This window comes from Myxococcus qinghaiensis (genome assembly GCF_024198215.1).
GTDB classification, from domain to species: Bacteria; Myxococcota; Myxococcia; order Myxococcales; family Myxococcaceae; genus Myxococcus; species Myxococcus qinghaiensis.
Map to the genome: position 1 here is coordinate 366042 of NZ_JAKCFA010000004.1, position 18592 is coordinate 384633.

Sequence of the window (18592 nt, forward strand, 5' to 3'; positions counted from 1 at the left end):
TTCGAGTACAGGCGGATGGGCATGAGACTGCTGGTGTTGCATGGGCCGAACCTGAACCTGCTGGGTGTGCGCGATGGCACGCGGGGGTTGTCGGACCTGGACGTCGCGCTGCGCGCGCGGGCCAAGGAATTGGGACTGACGCTGAAAGTCGTCCAGTCCAACCACGAGGGCGTGTTGCTGGACACGCTCGCCGCCGAGCGCGAGGCGGTGGAGGGAATCCTCATCAACCCCGCGGGCCTCTTCGGCTCGTACGCCCTGAAAGAGGCGCTGGAGGCGGTGGGCCTGCCCGCCATCGAAGTGCTGCTGCGTCCCCCGGCCCGCGAGTCCGTCGTCGGGGAGGCGTGTGTCCTCCAGGTGCACGGCGCCAGCGGCGGCTTCGAGCCCTACCTGGAGGCGCTGGACACCTTCGCCAGCGGCGTCTTCACCCCCGGCAAGCCGGAGCCGAAGAAGTCCCTGGGCCGCAAGCAGGAGGGCGACAGCCCGGCGGCGGCGAAGTCCTCCTCGTCCTCCGGCAAGTCGATAGGGCGCAAGGGCGCCGCCGAGACAGGGGGCGCGCTCGTGCGAGTCCCCGCGAAGCCGCTGGCGCTCCCGTCGGGGCAGGGTGCCTCCAACTCCTCCGGCAAGTCGATTGGACGCAAGCCGTCCGCCGCGAAGTCCGAGGACTCGGAGTCCTCCAGGTCTGGCAAGACGTTGGGGCGCGGTTCCAAGTCGGTGGCGTCGACGACGGACCTGCTCACGCGGATGCTGGTGCGCCAGAAGATTTCGGACCGGCTCGCCGGAAAGCTCACCGCTTCCGAGCTGTCCACCTGGGCGCGCTCGCGCTACGAGGCCCTCCAAGGCGGCTCGCCCGTCGAGAATGATTCGGGGGATTTGCTGGAGGACAGTCTCCAGCGCCTCACGCTGTCCCACCTCCCCGCGACGAAGCTCTCGGATGAGCAGCTCGTGGACCTGATGACTCGGCTCGACGAAGGATGAATCCCCGCGCACTCGCCATCCTCGTGTTGGCGCGCGTCCGAGCAACGGACGCCTATCTCAACGTGGTGCTCGACACGATGTTGTCGGAGTCACCTCCCAAGGACCCGCGCGACGCGGGGCTCGCCACGGAGCTGGCGTACGGCACCACGCGCCGGCAGCTCGCGCTGGACTACGCCATCACCCGCTTCGCCGACCGCAAGCTGGAAGCCATGGAGGACCGCGTGCTGGCGGCCCTGCGCATCGGCGCGTACCAGATATTCCACACCCGCGTGCCCGCGCGCGCCGCCGTGGCGGAGACGGTGCAGGCCCTGAAGGAAGTGGGGCTCGCCCGCGCCGCCGGCTTCACCAACGCCATCCTCCGCAAGCTCGCGGATCTGCCCGCCCCGCCGCTGCCCTCGCCCACGGACGTCGCCCACCACCTGTCCGTGCGGGAGAGTCATCCGCAGTGGCTGGTGGAGCGCTGGCTGCGCCAGTTCGGCCGCGAGCGCGCCGAGTCCATGCTGGTGGCGGACAACCAGTCCCCGCCCGTCGTCATTCGCGCCAACACGTCCAAGGTGACGCGCGACGCGCTGCTCACCCAGTTGCAGGAAGTGGGCGTGGACGCGAAGGCCGCCACGATTTCGCCGGTGGGCATCATCCTGCCGCCGGTGGGCCGCATCGAGGACGTGTACGGCTACTCGGAGGGGCTGTGGCAGGTGCAGGACGAGGCCGCCCAGCTCGTCGGCGTGTACGGAGCCATCCCCGACAACGCGCGCGTGCTCGACGTCTGCGCGGCGCCCGGCGGCAAGTCCTGTCACCAGGCGCAGTCACACGACGTCGTCGCCGTGGACCTGCACGCCCACAAGCTGCGCAAGATTGAGTCGGAGGTGAAGCGCCTGGGCCTGACGTCGCGGCTGAAGGCCTACGCGCACGACGCCACGGAGCCCTTCCCTGAAGCATGGGGCGAGTTCCACGCGATGCTGGTAGACGCACCGTGCTCGGGGCTGGGCACGCTGCGCAGACACCCGGAGCTGCGCTACCGCCGCAAGGAGGAGGACGTGTCCCGGCTGGCCACGCTCCAGCGGCGCATCCTGGAGAACTGCCAGGAGGCGGTGCCCGCGGGCGGACTGCTCGTCTACGCGGTGTGCACGCTGGAGCCGCAGGAGGGACAGGACCAGGTGGAGATGTTCCTGCGCAGCCACCCGGAGTGGACGGCCGAGCCGCCCGTGCTGCCGGGCCTCAAGCTGCCGCTCACCCAGGCGTACTTGAGGACCCTGCCAGGTCCGGAGGGCTTCGACGGGTTCTTCGCCGCGCGCCTCCGGAAGATGTACTAGCGACTCCTGACGACTACGCGTCCTCGGCGACAGGCATGGTGGCGGCGGCCTTGAACGCCTCCAACACCGCCGCCGAGGCGCGGTCCAGGTACTTGCCCTTGCGGATGAGCAGGCCGATGGGGCGCGACACGGGCCCTTCGGCGAAGGGCTTGGCCACCAGCGAGCCGGCCTTCACCTCGCTCTGCGCCGTGGACACGGGGAGGATGGCGACGCCCAGGCCCATCTCCACCGCCCGCTTGATGGTCTCCACGTTGTCCATCTCCATCACCGGGTTGATGTCGATGTTCTTCTCGCGGAAGAGCCTGTCCAACGCCTTGCGCGTGGGCGCCTCGCGGTCGAACGCGATGAAGGGCACGCCGGACAGCGCGGTGAGGCTCACCTTCTGCTTGCTGGCGAAGGAGTGGTTGGGGGCGCAGACGATGGCGAGCTTGTCGTCGCGGAACGGGAGGATGTCCACGCCCGCGCGCGGCTGCGGATAGGCGACGATGCCAATCTCCGCCGCGCCCAGAATCACGTCGTCGTAGACCTGGTCATTGCGGCGGTAGTTCAGCCGCATGTTCACCTTGGGGTGCGCCTTGAGCAGCTGCTTCTGCACGGCGTTCAGCTCGTGCAGACCCACCGAGTAGATGGTGGACACGGTGCTGGTGCCGGCGACCTCCGTGGCCTGCTCGCGAATCTCCTGCTCCACTTCCGCGAAGCGCGCGAGAATCTCCTTGCACCCACGGAACAGCCGCTCGCCCGCGGGCGTCGGCGTCACCTGCCGGGCGCTGCGCGACAGGAGCTTCTGCTCATAGCGGTTCTCCAGCGCGCGAATCTGCTGGCTGACCGCCGACTGCGTCACGTGGTTGAGCTGGGCCGCTCGCGAGAAGGAGCCGGTTTCCACCACGTCACAGAACATCTTCAGGGACTCGAGCTGCATGGGCCGCTCCTACTCCCAACCTAATGGCCAGGCCACTACTAATTAGCCTTCCTACGTCACTCCGCCAAATGCGCTAACCCCTCGGGTTGGCGGGCTGTCGGGCAGAGGAAGGTGGGGGGCCCCGTGTGGTGGGGGGCCTCCGAGGGCGTCAGGGCGCTTCGGGAGGAGCGGGCGTGCGCCGCCGCACCAGGACGAAGAGGGCGGCGGCCAGGGCCACCAGCGCGCCGCCGAAGCGCGTCTGGAAGCGGCCCATCTCGTGGCTGGCCTGCTGGAGCAGCTCGCACTCGGGGCCGGAGAGCTGGGTGCAGTCCAGGGTGCCGAAGGTCCCCTTGAGGCCGGCGGCGAGCAGCCCCAGCCCCCCCAGGAACATGCCGCCCGCGAGCCCCAGTGCGGCGGCGCGCAAGAGGGAGGGCTTCGGGGGCGACGGCGGAGGGGAGGGCATGGTGGGTGGGTAGCTATAGCCGCGGGGGAGGGGCGGGCTCAACGGGGGGCGGGCAGGCGACGTATGCTTCCCGGCATGCGAATCCTCTACGGTGTCGTCGGCGAAGGCATGGGCCATGCGACGCGCTCCCGGGTGCTGCTCGAGGCGCTCACGAAGGAGCACGAGGTCCACATCGTCGTCTCCGGCCGGGCGCAGGACTACCTGGCCAAGCGCTTCCAGAACGTGCATGGCATCTGGGGCCTGACGCTGGCGTACGAAGGCAACTCCGTGAAGAAGTGGCAGACGGTGTTGCAGAACCTCACGGGCGCGGTGAAGGGCTTCCCGCAGAACGTGCGCCAGTACTTCGAGCTGGTGGGCGACTTCAAGCCGGACGTCGTCGTCAGCGACTTCGAGTCGTTCAGCTACCTGTTCGCCAAGACGCACCGGCTGCCGGTCATCAGCGTGGACAACATGCAGGTCATCAACCGCTGTCAGCACGAGCCCGCGCTCCTGGCCGGGTACGAGGACAGCTACGAGACGTCGCGCGCGATTGTCAAAGCGAAGCTGCCGGGCGCCTTCCACTACCTCGTCACCACGTTCTTCTATCCGCCGACGCGCAAGCGGCGCACCACGCTGGCCCCGTCGATTCTGCGGCCGGAAATCATCGAGGCGAAGTCGGAGCCGGGTGAGCACCTGCTCGTGTACCAGACGTCCACGACGAACACGGCGCTGCCGGACATCCTCAAGGCGGCGGGCATCCCCTGCCGGGTGTACGGCCTGCGCCGCGACATCACCGAGGACCTGGTGGACGGCAACCTCACGTACCGGCCCTTCAGCGAGAAGGGCTTCATCGACGATTTGCGCACGGCGCGCGGCGTGGTGGCCAGCGGCGGTTTCACGCTGATGAGCGAGGCCGTCTACTTGAAGAAGCCCATGCTCAGCATCCCGCTGGAGGGCCAGTTCGAGCAGATCATCAACGCCCTGTATCTGGAGAAGCTGGGGTACGGGATGTACGTGAAGGCGCTGACGGTGGACTCGCTCAAGGAGTTCCTTGCGCGCGTGCCGGGCTGCGAGGAGGCGCTCAAGGGCTACGAGCAGGAGGGCAACACGAAGATGATTGCCTCCCTGCGTGAGCAGTTGGCCCTGGCGTACGAGCACCGAGGCCACTGGGCCATGGAGATGGCGCAGGACTGAGCGCGTGCGGGCCTAGTGGAGCGGGACGTCCAGCTCGTTGTTCCGCTCCGCCGCGCGGCGTGACAGCTCCGTGAGCCAGGAGCGGGTGAGGGGCGTCTCGCTCTGGGCGCCGGTGTGCGAGTCCGGGTTGCTGTTCTGGGGCATCAGCCGGTTGGCCCAGGCGAGCAGCGCCGCCGTCAATTCGGGCGCGAGCACCCGCCCCACCGCGCCCACTTTCGCGGCCAGGCCCACCAGCAGCTCCGCGTCGCCCCGGCGGCAGGCGTCTAGAATCAGGCGCGCGGCGCGCTCGGCGCTGGCCGAGAGCCCGGGGAGCGAGTCGCCCACGGCGAACCACGCGTACTCCGCCTCGTTCTGGCCCTTGAAGCGCGCGTTGCGATGGCTGCCCGTGCGCATCAACCCCGGGCACACGGTGGTGACCCGGATTCCGTCCTGACGCAGCTCCGCGCGCAGGCCGTCCGACAGGCCCACCAGCGCGAACTTGCTGGCGGAGTAGGGCAGGAGGTGCGGGACGCTGAGCTTGCCGCCCACGGAGGCGATGTTGACGATGCGCCCCTCGCCCCGCTGCTTCATCTCCGGCAGCACCGCGAGCGTCGTGTACAGGGCGCCCCACAGGTGCGTGTCCAGCGCGTCCTGGAAGTCCTCCACCGTCATGGACTCCAGCGGCCCCACCGTGATGATGCCCGCGTTGTTGATGAGCACGTCCACCGCGCCCCAGCGCTCGTGCACCGCGCTCACCGTGGCCTCCACCTGCACCGGGTCCCTCACGTCGCAGGGCAGGGCGAGCACCTGGGCGCCGTCGCGCTCCAGCTCCTCGCGCGCCCGCTCCAGGGAAGTCTCGTCGCGGCCACAGAGCGCCACGCGCGCGCCCTGCTTCACCAGCTCGCGGGCGAGCACCAGCCCCAGGCCGCGCGAACCCCCGGTGATGAGCACCGTGCGCCCGTTGAACGAGTAGCGGGCGCGCCGCAGCACCTTGCGCAGCCCGAGCGTCGCGCCGATGCCCGCCGCCGTCAGCGTGCCCAGGGTGAGGCGGGAGGCCTGCTTGTCCTTGCGCCAGTCAGCCATGTGAGGGTCCTCCAATGAGTGCAGCGTCAGGGCGCGGGAGCGCCGGCCGAGCTGTCGTACTGGGTGAAGCGCTCCAGGGCGGGGCGCACCTGTCGGGCCGAGTTCTTTCCGCTGAAGTGGTGATGACGGCGGTCGGCATCGAACACGAGCCACGTGGGCGTCTTCGTCACGCCGTACGCCTGGGCCATGGAGCCGTCATCCACCGCGATGGGAAAGAGGAGGCCCTGCTCGCGCGCGAAGGCCTCCACCGCGTTGGTGTCGCGCAGCTCCTTGGCGGAGTGGGTGACGTCCACGCCGATGACCTTGAGGCCCCGGGGGCCAAACTCCTCGAGGAAGCGCTGGAGCGCCGCGAAGTCCCGGGCGTGGTCGTCCGAGGTCATGGAGAAGAAGTAGAGGAGGACGGGCAGCCCGTCGAGCTCCGAGACATGGACGGGGGCGTTGATCCACCCTCCATCCGGGTCCAGCAGCGTGAGGTAGTGATTGTCCTGCGTGGGCGTGGGCATAGGGGCTCCCGCGAGATGGGCCTGGGTCTGAAGGTCGCCCCTCAAGCTATGCATCCAGCGGAGTCCTCCAGGGCTCGCACCGGGGTGTCGACTGCCTGCCCGGAGGAGGACGCACGGGGCGGGTGGCGCTGGACGGACGGCGGCCAAGAAGGCAGACAGTCGCTTCATGCGCATCCCTGACTTCAAGCTGGAGCGGTACTTCGCGCGCTGGGAGTTCGCCGCGCCCTACACGTTGTGCTCCTCGGACATCGAGGGCTGGAAGCTCAAGGAGCTCCTGGCGCTCGCGGACCCGGACGCCCTGGCCCGCTGGGAGGCGCTGACGCTCGGCTACACCGAGGCCCCCGGCCTGCCCGCGCTGCGACAGGCCATCGCGGCGCTCTACCAGGGACTGGCGCCCGAGCAGGTGCTGACCTTCGCCGGCGCGCAGGAGGCCGTCTTCATCCTGATGAACGTGCTGCTGGGCCCGGGCGACCACGCCGTCGTCACCTGGCCGGGCTATCAGTCCCTGCACGAAGTGGCGCGCGCCACCGGCGCGGACGTGACGCTGCTGCCGCTGCGCGAGGAGACCGGCTGGGCGTTGGACCTGGACGCCCTGCGCGCCGCGCTCAAGCCCCAGACGCGAATCATCGTGGTGAACTTCCCCCACAACCCCACCGGCGCGCTGCCGGACGTGAAGACCTTCCAGGCGCTGTGCGCGCTCTGCGACGAGCGCGGCATCTACCTCTTGTCCGACGAGGTGTACCGGCTGCTGGAGCACGACGCGAAGGACCTGCTCCCCGCCGCCGTCGAGCTGTCCCCGCGCGCCTTCAGCCTGGGCGTCATGTCCAAGGCGTTCGGCCTCGCGGGGCTGCGCGTGGGGTGGCTCGCCTGTCGCGACGAGGACGTGCTGCGCCGGTGCATGGCGTACAAGGACTACACCACCATCTGCAACAGCGCCCCCAGCGAGGTGCTCGCCCTCATCGCCCTGCGCGCGAAGGAGCGGGTGCTGGCGCGAAGCCGCGCGCTGCTTGCCTCCAACCTGGCCTTGCTGGACGCGTTCTTCGCGCGCCACACCGACACCTTCCACTGGGTGCGTCCGCGCGCCGGCAGCGTGGCCTTCCCGCGCCTCTTGCGAGAGCAACACGTGGCCCGGTTCACCGACGCGCTCGTGCAACGCGAAGGTGTGTTGTTGCTGCCCGGTGATGTCTACGACTTCCCAGGCAATCACTTCCGTCTGGGGTTGGGCCGCACGAGCCTCCCCGAGGCCCTGACACGGCTGGAGCGTTTCGTCAGCGACACCCGGTGAGCCGGGCGCGTGACAGTCCCGGGCCGCTGTGAAGCTCTGTTTCAGAGGGCGACGCGTTGCGTCAGGTCTTGCATTGGCTTCCCGGTTTCCGTGATCTCGACCTTTTACAGTCCGAGCCTCTAGAGTGGCTGCTTCCTCGCCCGGTCCCCCGCCTGGCGAGGGCAGCACCCCCTACTCCCGAGCGGAGGCGTTCACGATGAAGAAGCTGATGGGTACGGCGATTGCCGCGGCCACGCTGTTGGTTGGCACGCAGGCTGCCGCCACCAATTACACGCTGTGGATTCATGGTCGGAACGGCGGCGGTACGCAGGCCGGGAACTACGGCGACTTCAGCTACTGGGGCCCGGCGGGCACCGCGGCGGGCGTGAACAAGAAGGCCGTGAACTGGAACGGCAAGGAGAGCGTCGGCAACCAGAACGCGCGCGTGCGCGACGCCCTGGACTGCTTCTGTACCGGAAACAACTGGTGCTACATCGCCGTGCACAGCGCGGGCGATTTGCAGATTGGCTACGCGCTGTCGATGTACGGCGGCTCGGCGCGCAGCAAGAAGAACGCGACGCCCAACGCCAGCGGCGTGTGTGGCAACACCGACGGCAGCACGCAGACGGGCTGGAACATCAAGTGGGTGAACGTCGCGTCCGGCGCCGGCGGCGGCAGCGAGCTGGCGGACGTGGGCGAGTGGGCGGTGAACGAGCCGCTGGTGAAGGACCTGGTCACCACCACCGCGCGCGCCCTCTACAACCACAACACCACGCGCAACGTCTGGTTCTACATGTTCGCGGGCGCGAAGGGCACGCTCTACTCGGGCATCCTCCCCGGGCAGGACGACGAGGTGGTCTCCTACCACTCCACGGGCGGCGTGTCGGGCGGCTCCGGCAGCTCGCAGTGCAACCCGGGTAACTGGTTCTGCGGCGGCACGCTGAACACCGGCACCGCGAACACCAGCGACGGCCGCGCGAAGTGGAGCTTCCACACCGTGTCGCTGCGCGATGACGGCGAGGCTTTCAACCACTACGCCAACGGCAACTGGGGTGGCATCGTCGCCAAGGTCCGCGAGGACGTGGTGAAGTTCGCCTACTGAAGCACCCCTCCATGACGCCCAACAGCTCCGCCCCCGCTCCTGTCTCCCGCCCGCGCCGTCTCGGGTGGGGCTTCCTGGTGATTGCCCTGGTCGTCGCGGGGGTGGGGTGGTGGAGCTGGCGCGGCGGGGCCGGCGACGAGGAGGTTTCCAATGAGCCTCCCGCGCTGGCGGAGGACCCGAAGCGCGCTCTTGGAGAGGCCCCTTCGAAGTCGGCCTTCGGGAGCGGCGCGGCGCTGGAGCGGCGCTCGTCGCCGGGCACGGAGGACATGCGGGTGTCCGTGCTGAGCCCCGAGCAGCGCGAGCGGCTGGAGCGCCGCGAGTTGTGGGCGGAGCGGCTGGAGCGGGCGAAGCGGACGCTGGAGTCCTACGTGTCCGCGACGCGCTATCCGCCGCAGTCCCGCTCCATCCGGGAGCACCCGGACCAGGTGGTGCTCGCGGAGCCGGAGCGCACGCGTCCGCTGAGTCGCGAGCACGCGGACGTGCAGCTGCGGCTGAAGCAGGACCGCGTCTTCGTGGTTCGTGACGAGGCCGTGCACTTCTTCGTCTCGTGCGAGGACTCGCAGCGCCAGCCGAGGCCCTGTCAGGTGCTGTCCGCGTCCGCGCATGAAGCCGAGCACATGCCGGGCGCGGGGGCGGTGCCCGCGGTGCCCGTGGCCTTCACGGATGATGGCGCCGGAGGGGACGCGCTGGCGGGAGATGGCATCTTCACGGGCCGGTTCCAGCCATCGAAGCAGGGCTTCCCGCTGTACTCGGGCACGCTGCGCGTGGACGTGCGGGTGCGCTCGGACAAGGCGGAGGGCACGGCGTTCCTGGACATCCTCTACACGCCTTCGCCGCCAGCGGCCTTCACGGGCAAGGTGCGCGAGGTGCTGGCGGACGGCTCGCTGGGGCTCTACCTGGGCATCAACGTGAGGAAGGCGGGGCGGTACGTCGTGGCAGGCCGCATCGACGACGAGGGCGGCGAGCCCTTCGCGCATGTCTCCTTCAACGAGGAGCTGAAGGAGGGGCCGCAGGAGGTGAAGCTCACCGTCTTCGGCAAGCTCGTCCTCGATGAAGTCCCCACCTTCCCCCTGAAGCTGCGCGACGTGGAGGGCTTCCTGCTCAAGGAGTCAGGAGACCCGGACCGCGAGCTGATGACCACGATGCGGGGCTACGTCCACACCACGAACGAGTACCCACCGGCGTCCTTCTCTCCCGCGGAGTGGGTGAGCGAGGAGCGCCGGCGCTACCTGGATGAGTACACGCGCGACGTCGACGAGGCGCAGCGCATGCTCGACCAGACGTTCGACGAGGAGAAGCGCCCCTGAGTCGAGCCCCCGCGAAGCCGCGGACGTCTGCCGCTCGACGGGGCACGGCTCACGGCTGATCCGCGAGGACCTCGGCCGTGGGAGAGGCCTGCTCCGTGCCGGACGGAGTGGACCCGGGCTGCTCCACGAAGCTGTCACCCGCCATCGCGAGCTGCTCCAACTGCGGCTCGACAATCACGGAGGCGGGCTCGGCCGGCTGGGCGTCGGGCTGGAGCTCCACGGCGTCCGCGACCACGTCCACGCTCTGGGCTCCGAGTGCCGCGCTCACCGGGACACTGGCCGCGACGGGGTTGGCCGCGAGCGAGCCGAGCACTCCCGCCAGGGCCGCGTCCGCCGGGCCGGGCTCCTCGTCGTCCGGAGCCAGCGGAACCAGGTCGCCCAAATCGCTCAGGTCCGCGAGGAACTCGTCCGGGCCCGCGGGCCGCACGGACGCATCCATCAGCTCCCCGGACGCATACCGCGCCGCCGTCAGGCCCTCCACCGCGCCGCCCTCCGGCGTTGCCCCGTCGATGGCTGGGACGCCTTCCTCGAACCAATCCAAATCCAGGTCCCGAGGGTCCACCCGCACCGAGGAGGCAGGCGTCCCCATCATGGAGAGCAGATCCTCCGGGGCGTCCACGCCCGGCGAAGAGGTGTCCAGGTTCTGCAGCTCCCACGCCGCCTCGTCCGGCGAGAGGATGTCGGACGCATCCGGCACGCCCGCACCGGCGCGCCGCGACGCCTGCTCCACGCCGTTGCCGAAGTCGCGCGGCGCTCCCAGCGAGGAGGGCAGCTGCGAGCCGAGCCGCTGCGCGTAGCGCGGCGCCGCGGACTCGAAGGAGCTCTCCCCGGAGAACACGCGCAGCGCCGCATGGTCCAGCTCGCGCGTCGGGCCCTCATCGCCGACTTCATCCGTGTCGAACGAGGCCAGCAGGGCGTCCGCGCCGTCCGCGCCCTCGGCCTGGAAGTCGCTCTCGTCGGAGTAGCCCCGGCGGATCTTCGACACCGGGTCCAGCGACTCGCTCTGGGTGAGCGGGGACACACTGTTGTCCACGTCGAGCGAGGTGCGCCGCAGCGAGGACAGGATGCTCGAAGACAGACGGCGGATGGAAGTCATCGGTCGCCTCCCAGGGCGCGCACGGCGGACATCATCCGTATTGTCGAACGCCCGGGGTGAAAGTTGCCAGGGGCCTTCCGTGAGGTCCCCATCCACCCTGAAGGAGTGGCGAGCGCCCGTCACCTGTGGGGTCGCCACCCCTCGCACTGGACAACGTTTCGGGATGAAGGGCGCTTGCAACGTCAGGCACCGAACGGGTGCGGGGCGCACGCCGAGGTCCGATGGCACTCACGCTCCAGCCGCCGCACAAAGAGAGGTATCCGTAGAGGGTGCCCACCTGGGGATGGGCGCTGGCCTCCCGCTTGCTGGGGAGAGGCTCGAGGAGGCGGTGTCATGCTGCGTATCGAAAGCGCGGGACAGACCCATATCGGTCGCCGGCCCCACAACGAGGACTCCTACTGTGTCCTGCCGGAGCTGGGGCTGTACGTGGTCGCGGATGGGCTGGGTGGGCAGGAGGGCGGCGAGGTGGCGAGCCGCTGTGTCGTGGACACGTTCGCTGGCCTGGGGCAGCAATGGGAGCGCGAGCGGGAGGCGGTGTGGCCAGAGGTCGCCGACCCCCGTCGCACGCGCGAGGAGAATCTCCTGGCGGCGTGCTCGCTGCTGGCCCAGCGCAACCTCCAGGCCCAGCGCGTGGGCCGGCTGAGCGAGATGGCCTCCACCGTGGTGGCCCTGGCGCTGGGGCAGGACGGCGCGGCGGTGGCCCACGTGGGGGACAGCCGCCTGTACCGGCTGAGGGCAGGCAAGCTGGAGTCGCTGACCCGGGACCACTCATTCATCGAGGAGCTCAAGGACGTGGGCATGGAGCCCCCGGGAGGCGCCTCCAACTGGCGGCACCTCATCACCCGCGCGCTGGGGACGGACAACGCGGAGCCCACGCTGCAGCGACTTCACGCGGAGGCCGGGGACGTCTTCCTGTTGTGTTCGGATGGCCTCTACGAGCCGCTGGGGATGGACGGGCTGCTGAGGCGCCTGTCGCTCGCCTCCGCGCGGGAGGTCTGCGACGCGCTGGTGGCGGATGCCTTCGAGGCCGGCGGCAAGGACAACATCACCGCCGTGGTGTTGCGGGTCGCCGACGCGTGAGGCGGAAGTCAGTGAAGGTGGGAGGGTCAACCAGGAGGAGCCGGGTCATCCCGGCCTTACTGCGCAATCCCGGAAGCTTGGGGTAGGGTGCGGCTGCGGGGGTTCCCCCACCCCGGTTGTTTCCCCTCTCGTCCGACACCGCAGCGCATGACGCACAGCCTCGCCGCTCGCCTGACCATCGCCATCACCCTGGTCATCCTGGCCCTCACCGCGCTGTGCGTGACGTTCACCGGCGTCGTGCTGCGCTCCCGGATGAACACGGAGCTGGCCCAGGCCCTCACCCACGACGAGTCCGCCTGGAGCCGCCTGGTGGCCCAGGAGGCTCGCACGCTGAAGGTGCTGCTGCGCAGCGCCGCGGCCAACGCCGAGCTTCGCTCGCTGCTCTCCGGCGCGACGGTGGACGCGAAGGCGCTCCAGGCGTTCGCCGAGGCGGAGAAGACGCTGGTGTCGGTGGAGCTGTTGCTCATCACCTCGCCGGAGGGTGGGCTGCTCGCGGGCTCCTACCGGGAGCCGCTGCCCGCGCTCGCGCAGCGGGTGAAGAGCAGCGCGCCCGGGGTGCTCTACGTGGGCGACGCGGTCTACTGGACGATGTCCCGGCCGGTGGAGGTGGACGGGCGCACGGTGGGGCACCTGGTGCTGGGGAGTCGGTTCGACGACGCGCCGCTGAAGGACTTGAGGAATCAGCGGGGCGTGGAGCTGCTGTTGCGCGTGGGGCCGCGGCTGGTGGCCCAGTCCGTGGACGTCGTGGCGCCGGAGGCCTTGCTGGCGGCGGTGGACGCGGACGTGGAGCAGGGCCGCGTGGACGTGGAGGACTCATCGTTCCGCGTGTCGAGGTTGCCGGTGGACCAGGGGCTGGAGCTGGTGCTGGCGCGGGACGAGAAGACGGAGTCGTCGCGCTTCACCACCGCGGTGTTGCTCATCGTCGGGCTGGGGCTGTTCACCGCGCTGGCGGCGGGCGGGGTGATTCTGCTGCTGGTGCGCCGGATGACGGGCCCCCTGCGGGAGCTGACGGCGGCGGCGGCGCGGGTGGTGGCGGAGGGCGACTTCCGGGGCACGCTGGAGGTGCACTCGCAGGACGAGATTGGCCGGCTGGCCGCGTCGTTCGCGGAGATGATGGTGCAGCTGCGCTCGCTGTTGATGGCGTTGAAGGGCTCGGCTGAGCAGCTCGAGTCCGCCTCGGCGCAGCTGTCCGAGTCCGCGTCCGTGCAGAACGAGGCGGTGTCGCAGCAGGCGGTGGCGCTGCATGAGACGCAGCTGGCGGCGCAGCAGCTCCAGGAGTCGTCGCGCGCGGCGGCCAGGCGGGTGGTGACCATCCAGCGCGAGGCGGAGAGGGCGAGCGGCTTCGGTGAGGCGGGCGAGGCCGCCGTGTCCGGCAGCGTGGGCGGGCTCACGCACATCCGCTCGCACGTCGAGCAGATTGGCCGCACCATCACCGTGCTGCATCAGCGCACGCGGCTGGTGGGCGACATCACCCGCACGGTGAAGGACCTGGCGGACCAGTCCAACGTGCTGGCGTTGAATGCCTCCATCGAGGCGGCGCGCAGCGGGGACCAGGGCCGTGCCTTCTCCGTGGTGGCGCGGCAGATGCGCTCCCTGGCGGACCAGTCCGCGGGCGCGACGACGCGCGTGCAGGGAATCCTGGGCGACATCGGCAAGGCCATCTCGGAGGCCGTGCGCATCAGCGAGGGCGGCGCGCGCGAGGTGGAGGGCGGGCTGGAGCAGGTGCAGGCGGCGGGAGAGAGCCTGCGCTCGCTGGCCGGCATCATCCAGAGCAACGGCCAGACGGTGAAGAGCATCTCCGATGCCGTGCGCCAGCAGGACGCGGGCATCGCGGAGCTGTTCGCCGCGCTCAGCTCCATGACGGACGTGGCGGACCAGATTGTCGACCGCATGGCGGCCAGTGAGCAGGCCGCCATCCAGCTCTCCGCCGCCTCGGGCGAGCTGAGCGCCATCGTCGGCCGCTATCAGCTCTGAGGCGGCGCATCGTCTCGGGCGGACTGGACGCGGCGACGCCCACGGAGGCGTCGGCTCGTCGCGGTGTTTCCCTGAGGCACGGCCGCCCTCACAGAGCTGAGGTGGCGCAGCGCCTCGGGCGGGCTGGACGCGGCGACGCCCGAAGAGGCGTAGGCTCGTCGCGGTGTTTCCCCGGATGCACGGCCGCGCTCACAGCGCTGAGGCGGCGCATCGCCTCGGGCGGACTGGGCACGGCAACACCCAAGGCGGCGTAGGCTCGTCGCGGTGTTTCCGGATGCACGGCCGCGCTACCGGCGCTGAGGCGGCGCATCGCCTCGGGCGGACCGGACGCGGCGACGCCCCAAGAGGCGTCGGCTCGCCGCGCTGCTGCTCGGATGCGCGGCCGCGCTCACAGCGCTGAGGCGGCGCGCGCCGGGTTCGTGGCTCAGCCCAGCTCGCCGCCGTCGATGGCGTGCGCGGCGCCGGTGATGGCGCCCGCGGCGTCCGATGCGAGGAACAGGCACAGCGAGGCCACCTCATCCGGCTGGATGATGCGACCCATGGCGTTCATCGACGCCAGCGCCTCGCGCGCCTGGTCTCCCGTGCGGCCGGTGGTGTGGGAGATGGCCGCCGTGGCGTTGGAGAGCATGTCCGTCTCCACCCAGCCGGGATTCACCGCGTTCACCGTCACGTTCTTCTTCGCGTACTCCACCGCCAGCGCGCGCGTCAGGCCCAGCAGCGCGTGCTTGGAGGCGCAGTAGGCGGACGTGTATTTCATCCCGCGCACGGCGGCCATGGAGCCGATGTTGATGACGCGTCCACCGCCGGCCTGCGCCATGGCGGGCATCAACTCCCGGCACAGCAGGAAGGGCGCCGTCACGTTGATGGCCATGACCCGCGCCAGGTCCGCCGTGCTCGTCTTCGTCAGCGGCGCGGACACGGTGATGCCCGCGTTGTTCACCAGCACACGCGGAGTCCCGTCGGCGAGAATCGTCTTCGTCGCGGCGACCAGCGCGGCCTCGTCCGCCACGTCGACGACGAGGGGACGGATGCGCTCGCCCCCTTCCTTCACCAGCACCTCGAGCGCATCCGCCGAGCGGGCCAGTGCCCAGACGCGGTAGCCCTCGCGAGCGAAGATCAACGCCACGGCCCGGCCAATGCCTCGGCTCGCGCCCGTCACCACCACGGTCTGCTGAGTCGTCATGTGCGGCAGCCTAGCGCCCCGGGCCGGGCCGGGCACGCCCGACGACAGGCCTCACCCGGTAGGGGCGAGCGCCGGAGCCTGGGCCTGGGGCCGCAAGCGCTCCCCCACGCGCTCCAGGCCCTGGCCGGCCCGAGCGCGGGCGTGGACCTGGGGATAGTCGTCGAACGCCGTGCCGAACCACCTGTCCAGCACCGTGGTGTACAGGCCGTAGTGGCCCTGGTACCGGGCATGGTGCATGGCGTGGAAGGTGGGCGTGAGGACCTGCCGCCCCAGCCAGGTCGCGACGAAGCGCTCCGGCAGCCACTCCGTGTTCCCGTGGCCCACCACGTTGAGCGCGTAGTTGGTGAGGATGTAGAGCGCCACTCCCGCCTGGGTGACGGGCATCACCTCCAGCGCCAGGATGACGAGGCCGAAGTTGCCTCCCAGCAGCACCAGGCGCTCCACCAGCGAGAAGGACAGCGACGTCAGCGGGTTCGTCACCTGCGCCACGTGGTGCTGCGCGTGGAACCGGTAGAGCGCGCGGGTGTGCAGCAGGCGGTGCGTGGCGTAGAACCACACCTCGAAGCCCACGAAGAGAAAGACGAAGGTCGCCACCGTCGCGCCCACGCTGAAGGGCGCCACCCGGGACTGGAACACGACGCGGAACAAAGCGACGAGCACCGCGTCGAAGAGCACCACCCGCACCGCCGCCCACGCTTCGCTGCGAAGCTGCCCCGGTGCCAGCGGCTTGCGGTAGACGCGCCGCCGCGCCCCCGCGCTCAGCCCGGCTGCCCACCACCCCAGGCCCACCATCGACACCTTCAGCGTCCCCGAGACGCCGAGGACGAAGGGGAACATCGCCAAGAATGCGTGCACCATCGCGCTCCACCTCCGGCCCGTGCCGCCGTCACCCCATGCTAACCCCCGGGGCCGCGCCGGGTTGCACGGCCGGTTTGACGCTCCTGGAGGCGGGCATTAGGACGGCGCCATGGCACGCGCGGACATCACTGACCTGTTCCGGCTGGACGACCTGCTGTCCCCCGAGGAGAAGGCCGCTCGCGACACGGTGGCCGCCTTCGTGGACCGCGAGGTGCTGCCCATCATCGGCGGGCACTTCCGCGACGGCACCTTCCCCTTCCACCTGGTGCCCCAGCTCGCGGAGATGGGCGTGCTGGGCGCCAACCTCCAGGGCTACGGCTGCGCGGGGATGAACACCGTCAGCTACGGCCTCATCCTCCAGGAACTGGAGCGAGGGGACTCCGGGCTGCGCTCCTTCGCGTCCGTGCAGGGCTCGCTCTGCATGTACCCCATCCACGCGTACGGCAGCGACGAGCAGAAGGAGCGCTTCCTGCCGGGCATGGCCAAGGGGCGCGTCATCGGCTGCTTCGGCCTCACCGAGCCGGACTTCGGCTCCAACCCCGGAGGCATGCGCACCCGCGCGCGCAAGGACGGCGACGACTACGTCCTCAATGGCACCAAGACGTGGATTACCAATGGCGCCATCGCCGACGTCGCGGTGGTGTGGGCCAAGACGGACGACGGCGGCCCCGAGTCCGTCCGGGGCTTCCTGGTGGAGAAGGGCATGCCCGGCTTCACCGCGCGGGACATCCCCGGCAAGTTCTCCCTGCGCGCGTCCATCACCAGCGAGCTGTCCCTCCAGGACGTGCGAGTGCCCGCGCGCAACATGCTGCCCGGCGTGGTGGGCCTGCGCGGGCCCCTGTCCTGCCTCAACAACGCGCGGCTGGGCATCGCCTTCGCCGTCACCGGCGCCGCCATCGCCTGCTTCGAGGGCGCGCGCGAGTACGCCCTGTCCCGCGCGTCGTTCAACGGCAAGCCCGTGGCCGGCTACCAGCTCACGCAGGAGAAGCTGGCGGACATGCTCCAGGACATCGTCAAGGCGCAGCTCGTGGGCCTGCGCGTGGCGCGGCTCAAGGACGAGGGCAAGGTGACGCCCGTCATGGTGAGCCTGGCCAAGCGCAACAACGTGAAGAGCGCGCTCGATATCGCCCGCGTCGCGCGGAGCATCTACGGCGCCAATGGCATCACCGACGCGTATCCACCGGTGCGCCACATGCTGAATCTCGAATCGGTCTTCACCTACGAGGGCACCCACGAGGTGCACACGCTGGTGTTGGGCAAGGCCATCACCGGCCTCGACGCCTTCGACTGACAGACCCCTGGCGGACTCCTCCCCTCGTCCCGGCTGCGTGGGAGAGGGGAGGGTCTTCGCGGGTGAAGCCGGGGGTCAGCCCTGGCTCTCGCCGCTCTCGGCCTTGGAGGCCTCGGCGGACGGGGCCTCGGCCTCGGCGGGAGCGGACGCTTCAGCCTCGGAGGCGGACGCCTCGGCGCCTTCCGCCGGGGACTCGTCGGACAGCTCCGGCGCGGTGCCAGCGGCCTCCGCCGCCTGCTGCGCCTTGAGCTCCTCGTCGTTCATGAAGCCGACGGGGTCGTCCTTCCGGTTGAGGAAGCGCACGGCCTTCTTCGAGAGCGCGTACATCTGCTCGGCCGCCGCGGCGGGCACCAGCGAGTGCTCGATTTGCGCGGGGTCCGGACGCTCCACCACGCCGAGCTCGCCGTCCTCCAGCCGCTTGGCCTGCTCCGGCGTCAGCTCCATGCGCCGCAGCTTGCCCTTGCGGGTCATGAAGTAGAAAGCCGTCTCCCCGGGCTCCTGCGGCACCTGCGAGCCCAACACCAGCTCGCGCAGCGCCTTGTCCAGCTCCACCTGGCGCTTGGACTCGGCGCGCTGGTAGGCCTTGGAGCCGGGCATGGGGGGCAGCTTGGGAATGGGCTTCTCGGCCACGGGGGCGGCGGGACGTCCGTGCTGGGGCGCTCCACCTCCGCCGCCACCGCCACCGGGACGGAAGGAGCCTCCCTGTCGGGGCGCTCCTCCGCCGGGACGTGGCGCTCCACCGCCGGGACGGCCGCCGCCGGGGCGGCCACCTCCCTCTCGGTTGCCGGGGCCACGGTCCTCGCCTCGGGAAGACGGGGCACCGGATGTCCGGTTCTCGTCACGCCGGGGCGGAGGACGGTTGCCGCCTGGACGTCCGCCTTCCTGGGGCTGGGGCCTCCGGGCTTCCGTCTGGCTGGTTGCCACATCAGCCTTCTTGGACTGTTCCTCGGTGACGAGGCCCGCCTTCAACAACTTGTCGCGCAGGTTCTGCATGAGAAGGCCGTTCTATCCCTTGCACGGCCGCACGCAAGCCGCAGCTTGCCGCTCTTG

The 18592-nt window shown here is 70.3% G+C and carries 17 protein-coding genes; 9 read left to right on the plus strand and 8 right to left on the minus strand.

Going from position 1 to position 18592, the window contains the following annotated elements:
* The first annotated feature begins 15 nt into the window (after positions 1-15).
* On the plus strand, positions 16-975 hold the full coding sequence (locus LZ199_RS09090; RefSeq protein WP_253993247.1) for a type II 3-dehydroquinate dehydratase: 960 nt from the start codon (positions 16-18) through the stop codon (positions 973-975).
* On the plus strand, positions 972-2288 hold the full coding sequence (gene rsmB / locus LZ199_RS09095) for a 16S rRNA (cytosine(967)-C(5))-methyltransferase RsmB (protein ID WP_253993248.1): 1317 nt from the start codon (positions 972-974) through the stop codon (positions 2286-2288). Before LZ199_RS09090 ends, rsmB begins: the two co-directional genes overlap by 4 nt.
* A gap of 13 nt (positions 2289-2301) precedes the next feature.
* On the opposite strand, the gene LZ199_RS09100 is transcribed toward rsmB, so the two are convergent.
* Together LZ199_RS09100 and LZ199_RS09105 are read right to left on the minus strand one after the other, a co-directional pair.
* Complete coding sequence (locus LZ199_RS09100) at positions 2302-3207, minus strand: LysR family transcriptional regulator (protein ID WP_253993249.1); 906 nt, start codon at positions 3205-3207, stop codon at positions 2302-2304.
* Positions 3208-3355: 148 nt separating this feature from the next.
* The gene (locus LZ199_RS09105; RefSeq protein ID WP_253993250.1) at positions 3356-3610 is read right to left on the minus strand and encodes a hypothetical protein; all 255 of its coding nucleotides are present in this window, start codon (positions 3608-3610) and stop codon (positions 3356-3358) included.
* Between the two features lie 114 nt (positions 3611-3724).
* Between LZ199_RS09105 and LZ199_RS09110 the strand changes: the two genes are divergently transcribed.
* Positions 3725-4822, plus strand: coding sequence for an MJ1255/VC2487 family glycosyltransferase (locus LZ199_RS09110; protein WP_253993251.1), 1098 nt, complete (start codon positions 3725-3727; stop codon positions 4820-4822).
* A gap of 12 nt (positions 4823-4834) precedes the next feature.
* Here the strand turns inward: LZ199_RS09110 and LZ199_RS09115 are convergent, their stop codons facing one another.
* The gene (locus tag LZ199_RS09115) at positions 4835-5884 is read right to left on the minus strand and encodes an SDR family NAD(P)-dependent oxidoreductase (RefSeq protein ID WP_253993252.1); all 1050 of its coding nucleotides are present in this window, start codon (positions 5882-5884) and stop codon (positions 4835-4837) included.
* A gap of 26 nt (positions 5885-5910) precedes the next feature.
* The gene (locus LZ199_RS09120; protein WP_253993253.1) at positions 5911-6387 is read right to left on the minus strand and encodes a peroxiredoxin family protein; all 477 of its coding nucleotides are present in this window, start codon (positions 6385-6387) and stop codon (positions 5911-5913) included.
* A 166-nt stretch (positions 6388-6553) separates the two neighbouring features.
* Here LZ199_RS09120 and LZ199_RS09125 point away from each other — a divergent pair, with 166 nt between their 5' ends.
* The 3 genes from LZ199_RS09125 (at position 6554) to LZ199_RS09135 (ending at position 10060) form a co-directional block, all read left to right on the plus strand.
* A complete protein-coding gene (locus LZ199_RS09125) occupies positions 6554-7672 on the plus strand; it encodes an aminotransferase class I/II-fold pyridoxal phosphate-dependent enzyme (protein ID WP_253993254.1) in 1119 nt (372 codons plus the stop codon).
* A gap of 196 nt (positions 7673-7868) precedes the next feature.
* A complete protein-coding gene (locus LZ199_RS09130) occupies positions 7869-8753 on the plus strand; it encodes a hypothetical protein (protein WP_253993255.1) in 885 nt (294 codons plus the stop codon).
* 11 nt (positions 8754-8764) lie between these two features.
* Positions 8765-10060: a choice-of-anchor X domain-containing protein gene (locus LZ199_RS09135; RefSeq protein ID WP_253993256.1), complete on the plus strand. Its 1296-nt coding sequence runs from the start codon at positions 8765-8767 to the stop codon at positions 10058-10060.
* Positions 10061-10109: 49 nt separating this feature from the next.
* Here the strand turns inward: LZ199_RS09135 and LZ199_RS09140 are convergent, their stop codons facing one another.
* On the minus strand, positions 10110-11156 hold the full coding sequence (locus tag LZ199_RS09140; RefSeq protein WP_253993257.1) for a hypothetical protein: 1047 nt from the start codon (positions 11154-11156) through the stop codon (positions 10110-10112).
* 333 nt (positions 11157-11489) lie between these two features.
* On the opposite strand from LZ199_RS09140, the gene LZ199_RS09145 reads away from it, so the two are divergent.
* A complete protein-coding gene (locus tag LZ199_RS09145; protein WP_253993258.1) occupies positions 11490-12236 on the plus strand; it encodes a PP2C family protein-serine/threonine phosphatase in 747 nt (248 codons plus the stop codon).
* Between the two features lie 147 nt (positions 12237-12383).
* On the plus strand, positions 12384-14210 hold the full coding sequence (locus LZ199_RS09150; protein ID WP_253993259.1) for a methyl-accepting chemotaxis protein: 1827 nt from the start codon (positions 12384-12386) through the stop codon (positions 14208-14210).
* 424 nt (positions 14211-14634) lie between these two features.
* Here LZ199_RS09150 and LZ199_RS09155 read toward each other — a convergent pair whose 3' ends face one another.
* Both LZ199_RS09155 and LZ199_RS09160 read right to left on the minus strand, forming a co-directional pair.
* Positions 14635-15393, minus strand: a complete 759-nt coding sequence (locus LZ199_RS09155; RefSeq protein WP_253993260.1) for an SDR family NAD(P)-dependent oxidoreductase — start codon at positions 15391-15393, stop codon at positions 14635-14637.
* A 51-nt stretch (positions 15394-15444) separates the two neighbouring features.
* A complete protein-coding gene (locus tag LZ199_RS09160) occupies positions 15445-16251 on the minus strand; it encodes a sterol desaturase family protein (RefSeq protein WP_253993261.1) in 807 nt (268 codons plus the stop codon).
* Between the two features lie 109 nt (positions 16252-16360).
* On the opposite strand from LZ199_RS09160, the gene LZ199_RS09165 reads away from it, so the two are divergent.
* Positions 16361-17542 (plus strand): acyl-CoA dehydrogenase family protein, encoded by a 1182-nt coding sequence (locus LZ199_RS09165; RefSeq protein ID WP_253993262.1) that lies wholly within the window; start codon positions 16361-16363, stop codon positions 17540-17542.
* A gap of 75 nt (positions 17543-17617) precedes the next feature.
* Here the strand turns inward: LZ199_RS09165 and LZ199_RS09170 are convergent, their stop codons facing one another.
* Entirely contained in the window at positions 17618-18535 is a 918-nt protein-coding gene (locus LZ199_RS09170) for a DUF2058 family protein (protein WP_253993263.1), read from the minus strand.
* Between the last annotated feature and the right edge of the window lie 57 nt (positions 18536-18592).

What these genes read in the sequence shown, in the direction of transcription:
- LZ199_RS09110 (WP_253993251.1), top strand. Translation starts at nt 3,725, where the DNA reads ATGCGAATCCTCTACGGTGTCGTCGGCGAAGGCATGGGCCATGCGACG.
- LZ199_RS09165 (WP_253993262.1), top strand. Translation starts at nt 16,361, where the DNA reads ATGGCACGCGCGGACATCACTGACCTGTTCCGGCTGGACGACCTGCTG.
- LZ199_RS09170 (WP_253993263.1), bottom strand. Translation starts at nt 18,535, where the DNA reads ATGCAGAACCTGCGCGACAAGTTGTTGAAGGCGGGCCTCGTCACCGAG.
- LZ199_RS09160 (WP_253993261.1), bottom strand. Translation starts at nt 16,251, where the DNA reads ATGGTGCACGCATTCTTGGCGATGTTCCCCTTCGTCCTCGGCGTCTCG.
- LZ199_RS09100 (WP_253993249.1), bottom strand. Translation starts at nt 3,207, where the DNA reads ATGCAGCTCGAGTCCCTGAAGATGTTCTGTGACGTGGTGGAAACCGGC.
- LZ199_RS09115 (WP_253993252.1), bottom strand. Translation starts at nt 5,884, where the DNA reads ATGGCTGACTGGCGCAAGGACAAGCAGGCCTCCCGCCTCACCCTGGGC.
- LZ199_RS09140 (WP_253993257.1), bottom strand. Translation starts at nt 11,156, where the DNA reads ATGACTTCCATCCGCCGTCTGTCTTCGAGCATCCTGTCCTCGCTGCGG.
- LZ199_RS09120 (WP_253993253.1), bottom strand. Translation starts at nt 6,387, where the DNA reads ATGCCCACGCCCACGCAGGACAATCACTACCTCACGCTGCTGGACCCG.
- LZ199_RS09155 (WP_253993260.1), bottom strand. Translation starts at nt 15,393, where the DNA reads ATGACGACTCAGCAGACCGTGGTGGTGACGGGCGCGAGCCGAGGCATT.
- LZ199_RS09090 (WP_253993247.1), top strand. Translation starts at nt 16, where the DNA reads ATGGGCATGAGACTGCTGGTGTTGCATGGGCCGAACCTGAACCTGCTG.
- rsmB (WP_253993248.1), top strand. Translation starts at nt 972, where the DNA reads ATGAATCCCCGCGCACTCGCCATCCTCGTGTTGGCGCGCGTCCGAGCA.
- LZ199_RS09145 (WP_253993258.1), top strand. Translation starts at nt 11,490, where the DNA reads ATGCTGCGTATCGAAAGCGCGGGACAGACCCATATCGGTCGCCGGCCC.
- LZ199_RS09125 (WP_253993254.1), top strand. Translation starts at nt 6,554, where the DNA reads ATGCGCATCCCTGACTTCAAGCTGGAGCGGTACTTCGCGCGCTGGGAG.
- LZ199_RS09135 (WP_253993256.1), top strand. Translation starts at nt 8,765, where the DNA reads ATGACGCCCAACAGCTCCGCCCCCGCTCCTGTCTCCCGCCCGCGCCGT.
- LZ199_RS09130 (WP_253993255.1), top strand. Translation starts at nt 7,869, where the DNA reads ATGAAGAAGCTGATGGGTACGGCGATTGCCGCGGCCACGCTGTTGGTT.
- LZ199_RS09150 (WP_253993259.1), top strand. Translation starts at nt 12,384, where the DNA reads ATGACGCACAGCCTCGCCGCTCGCCTGACCATCGCCATCACCCTGGTC.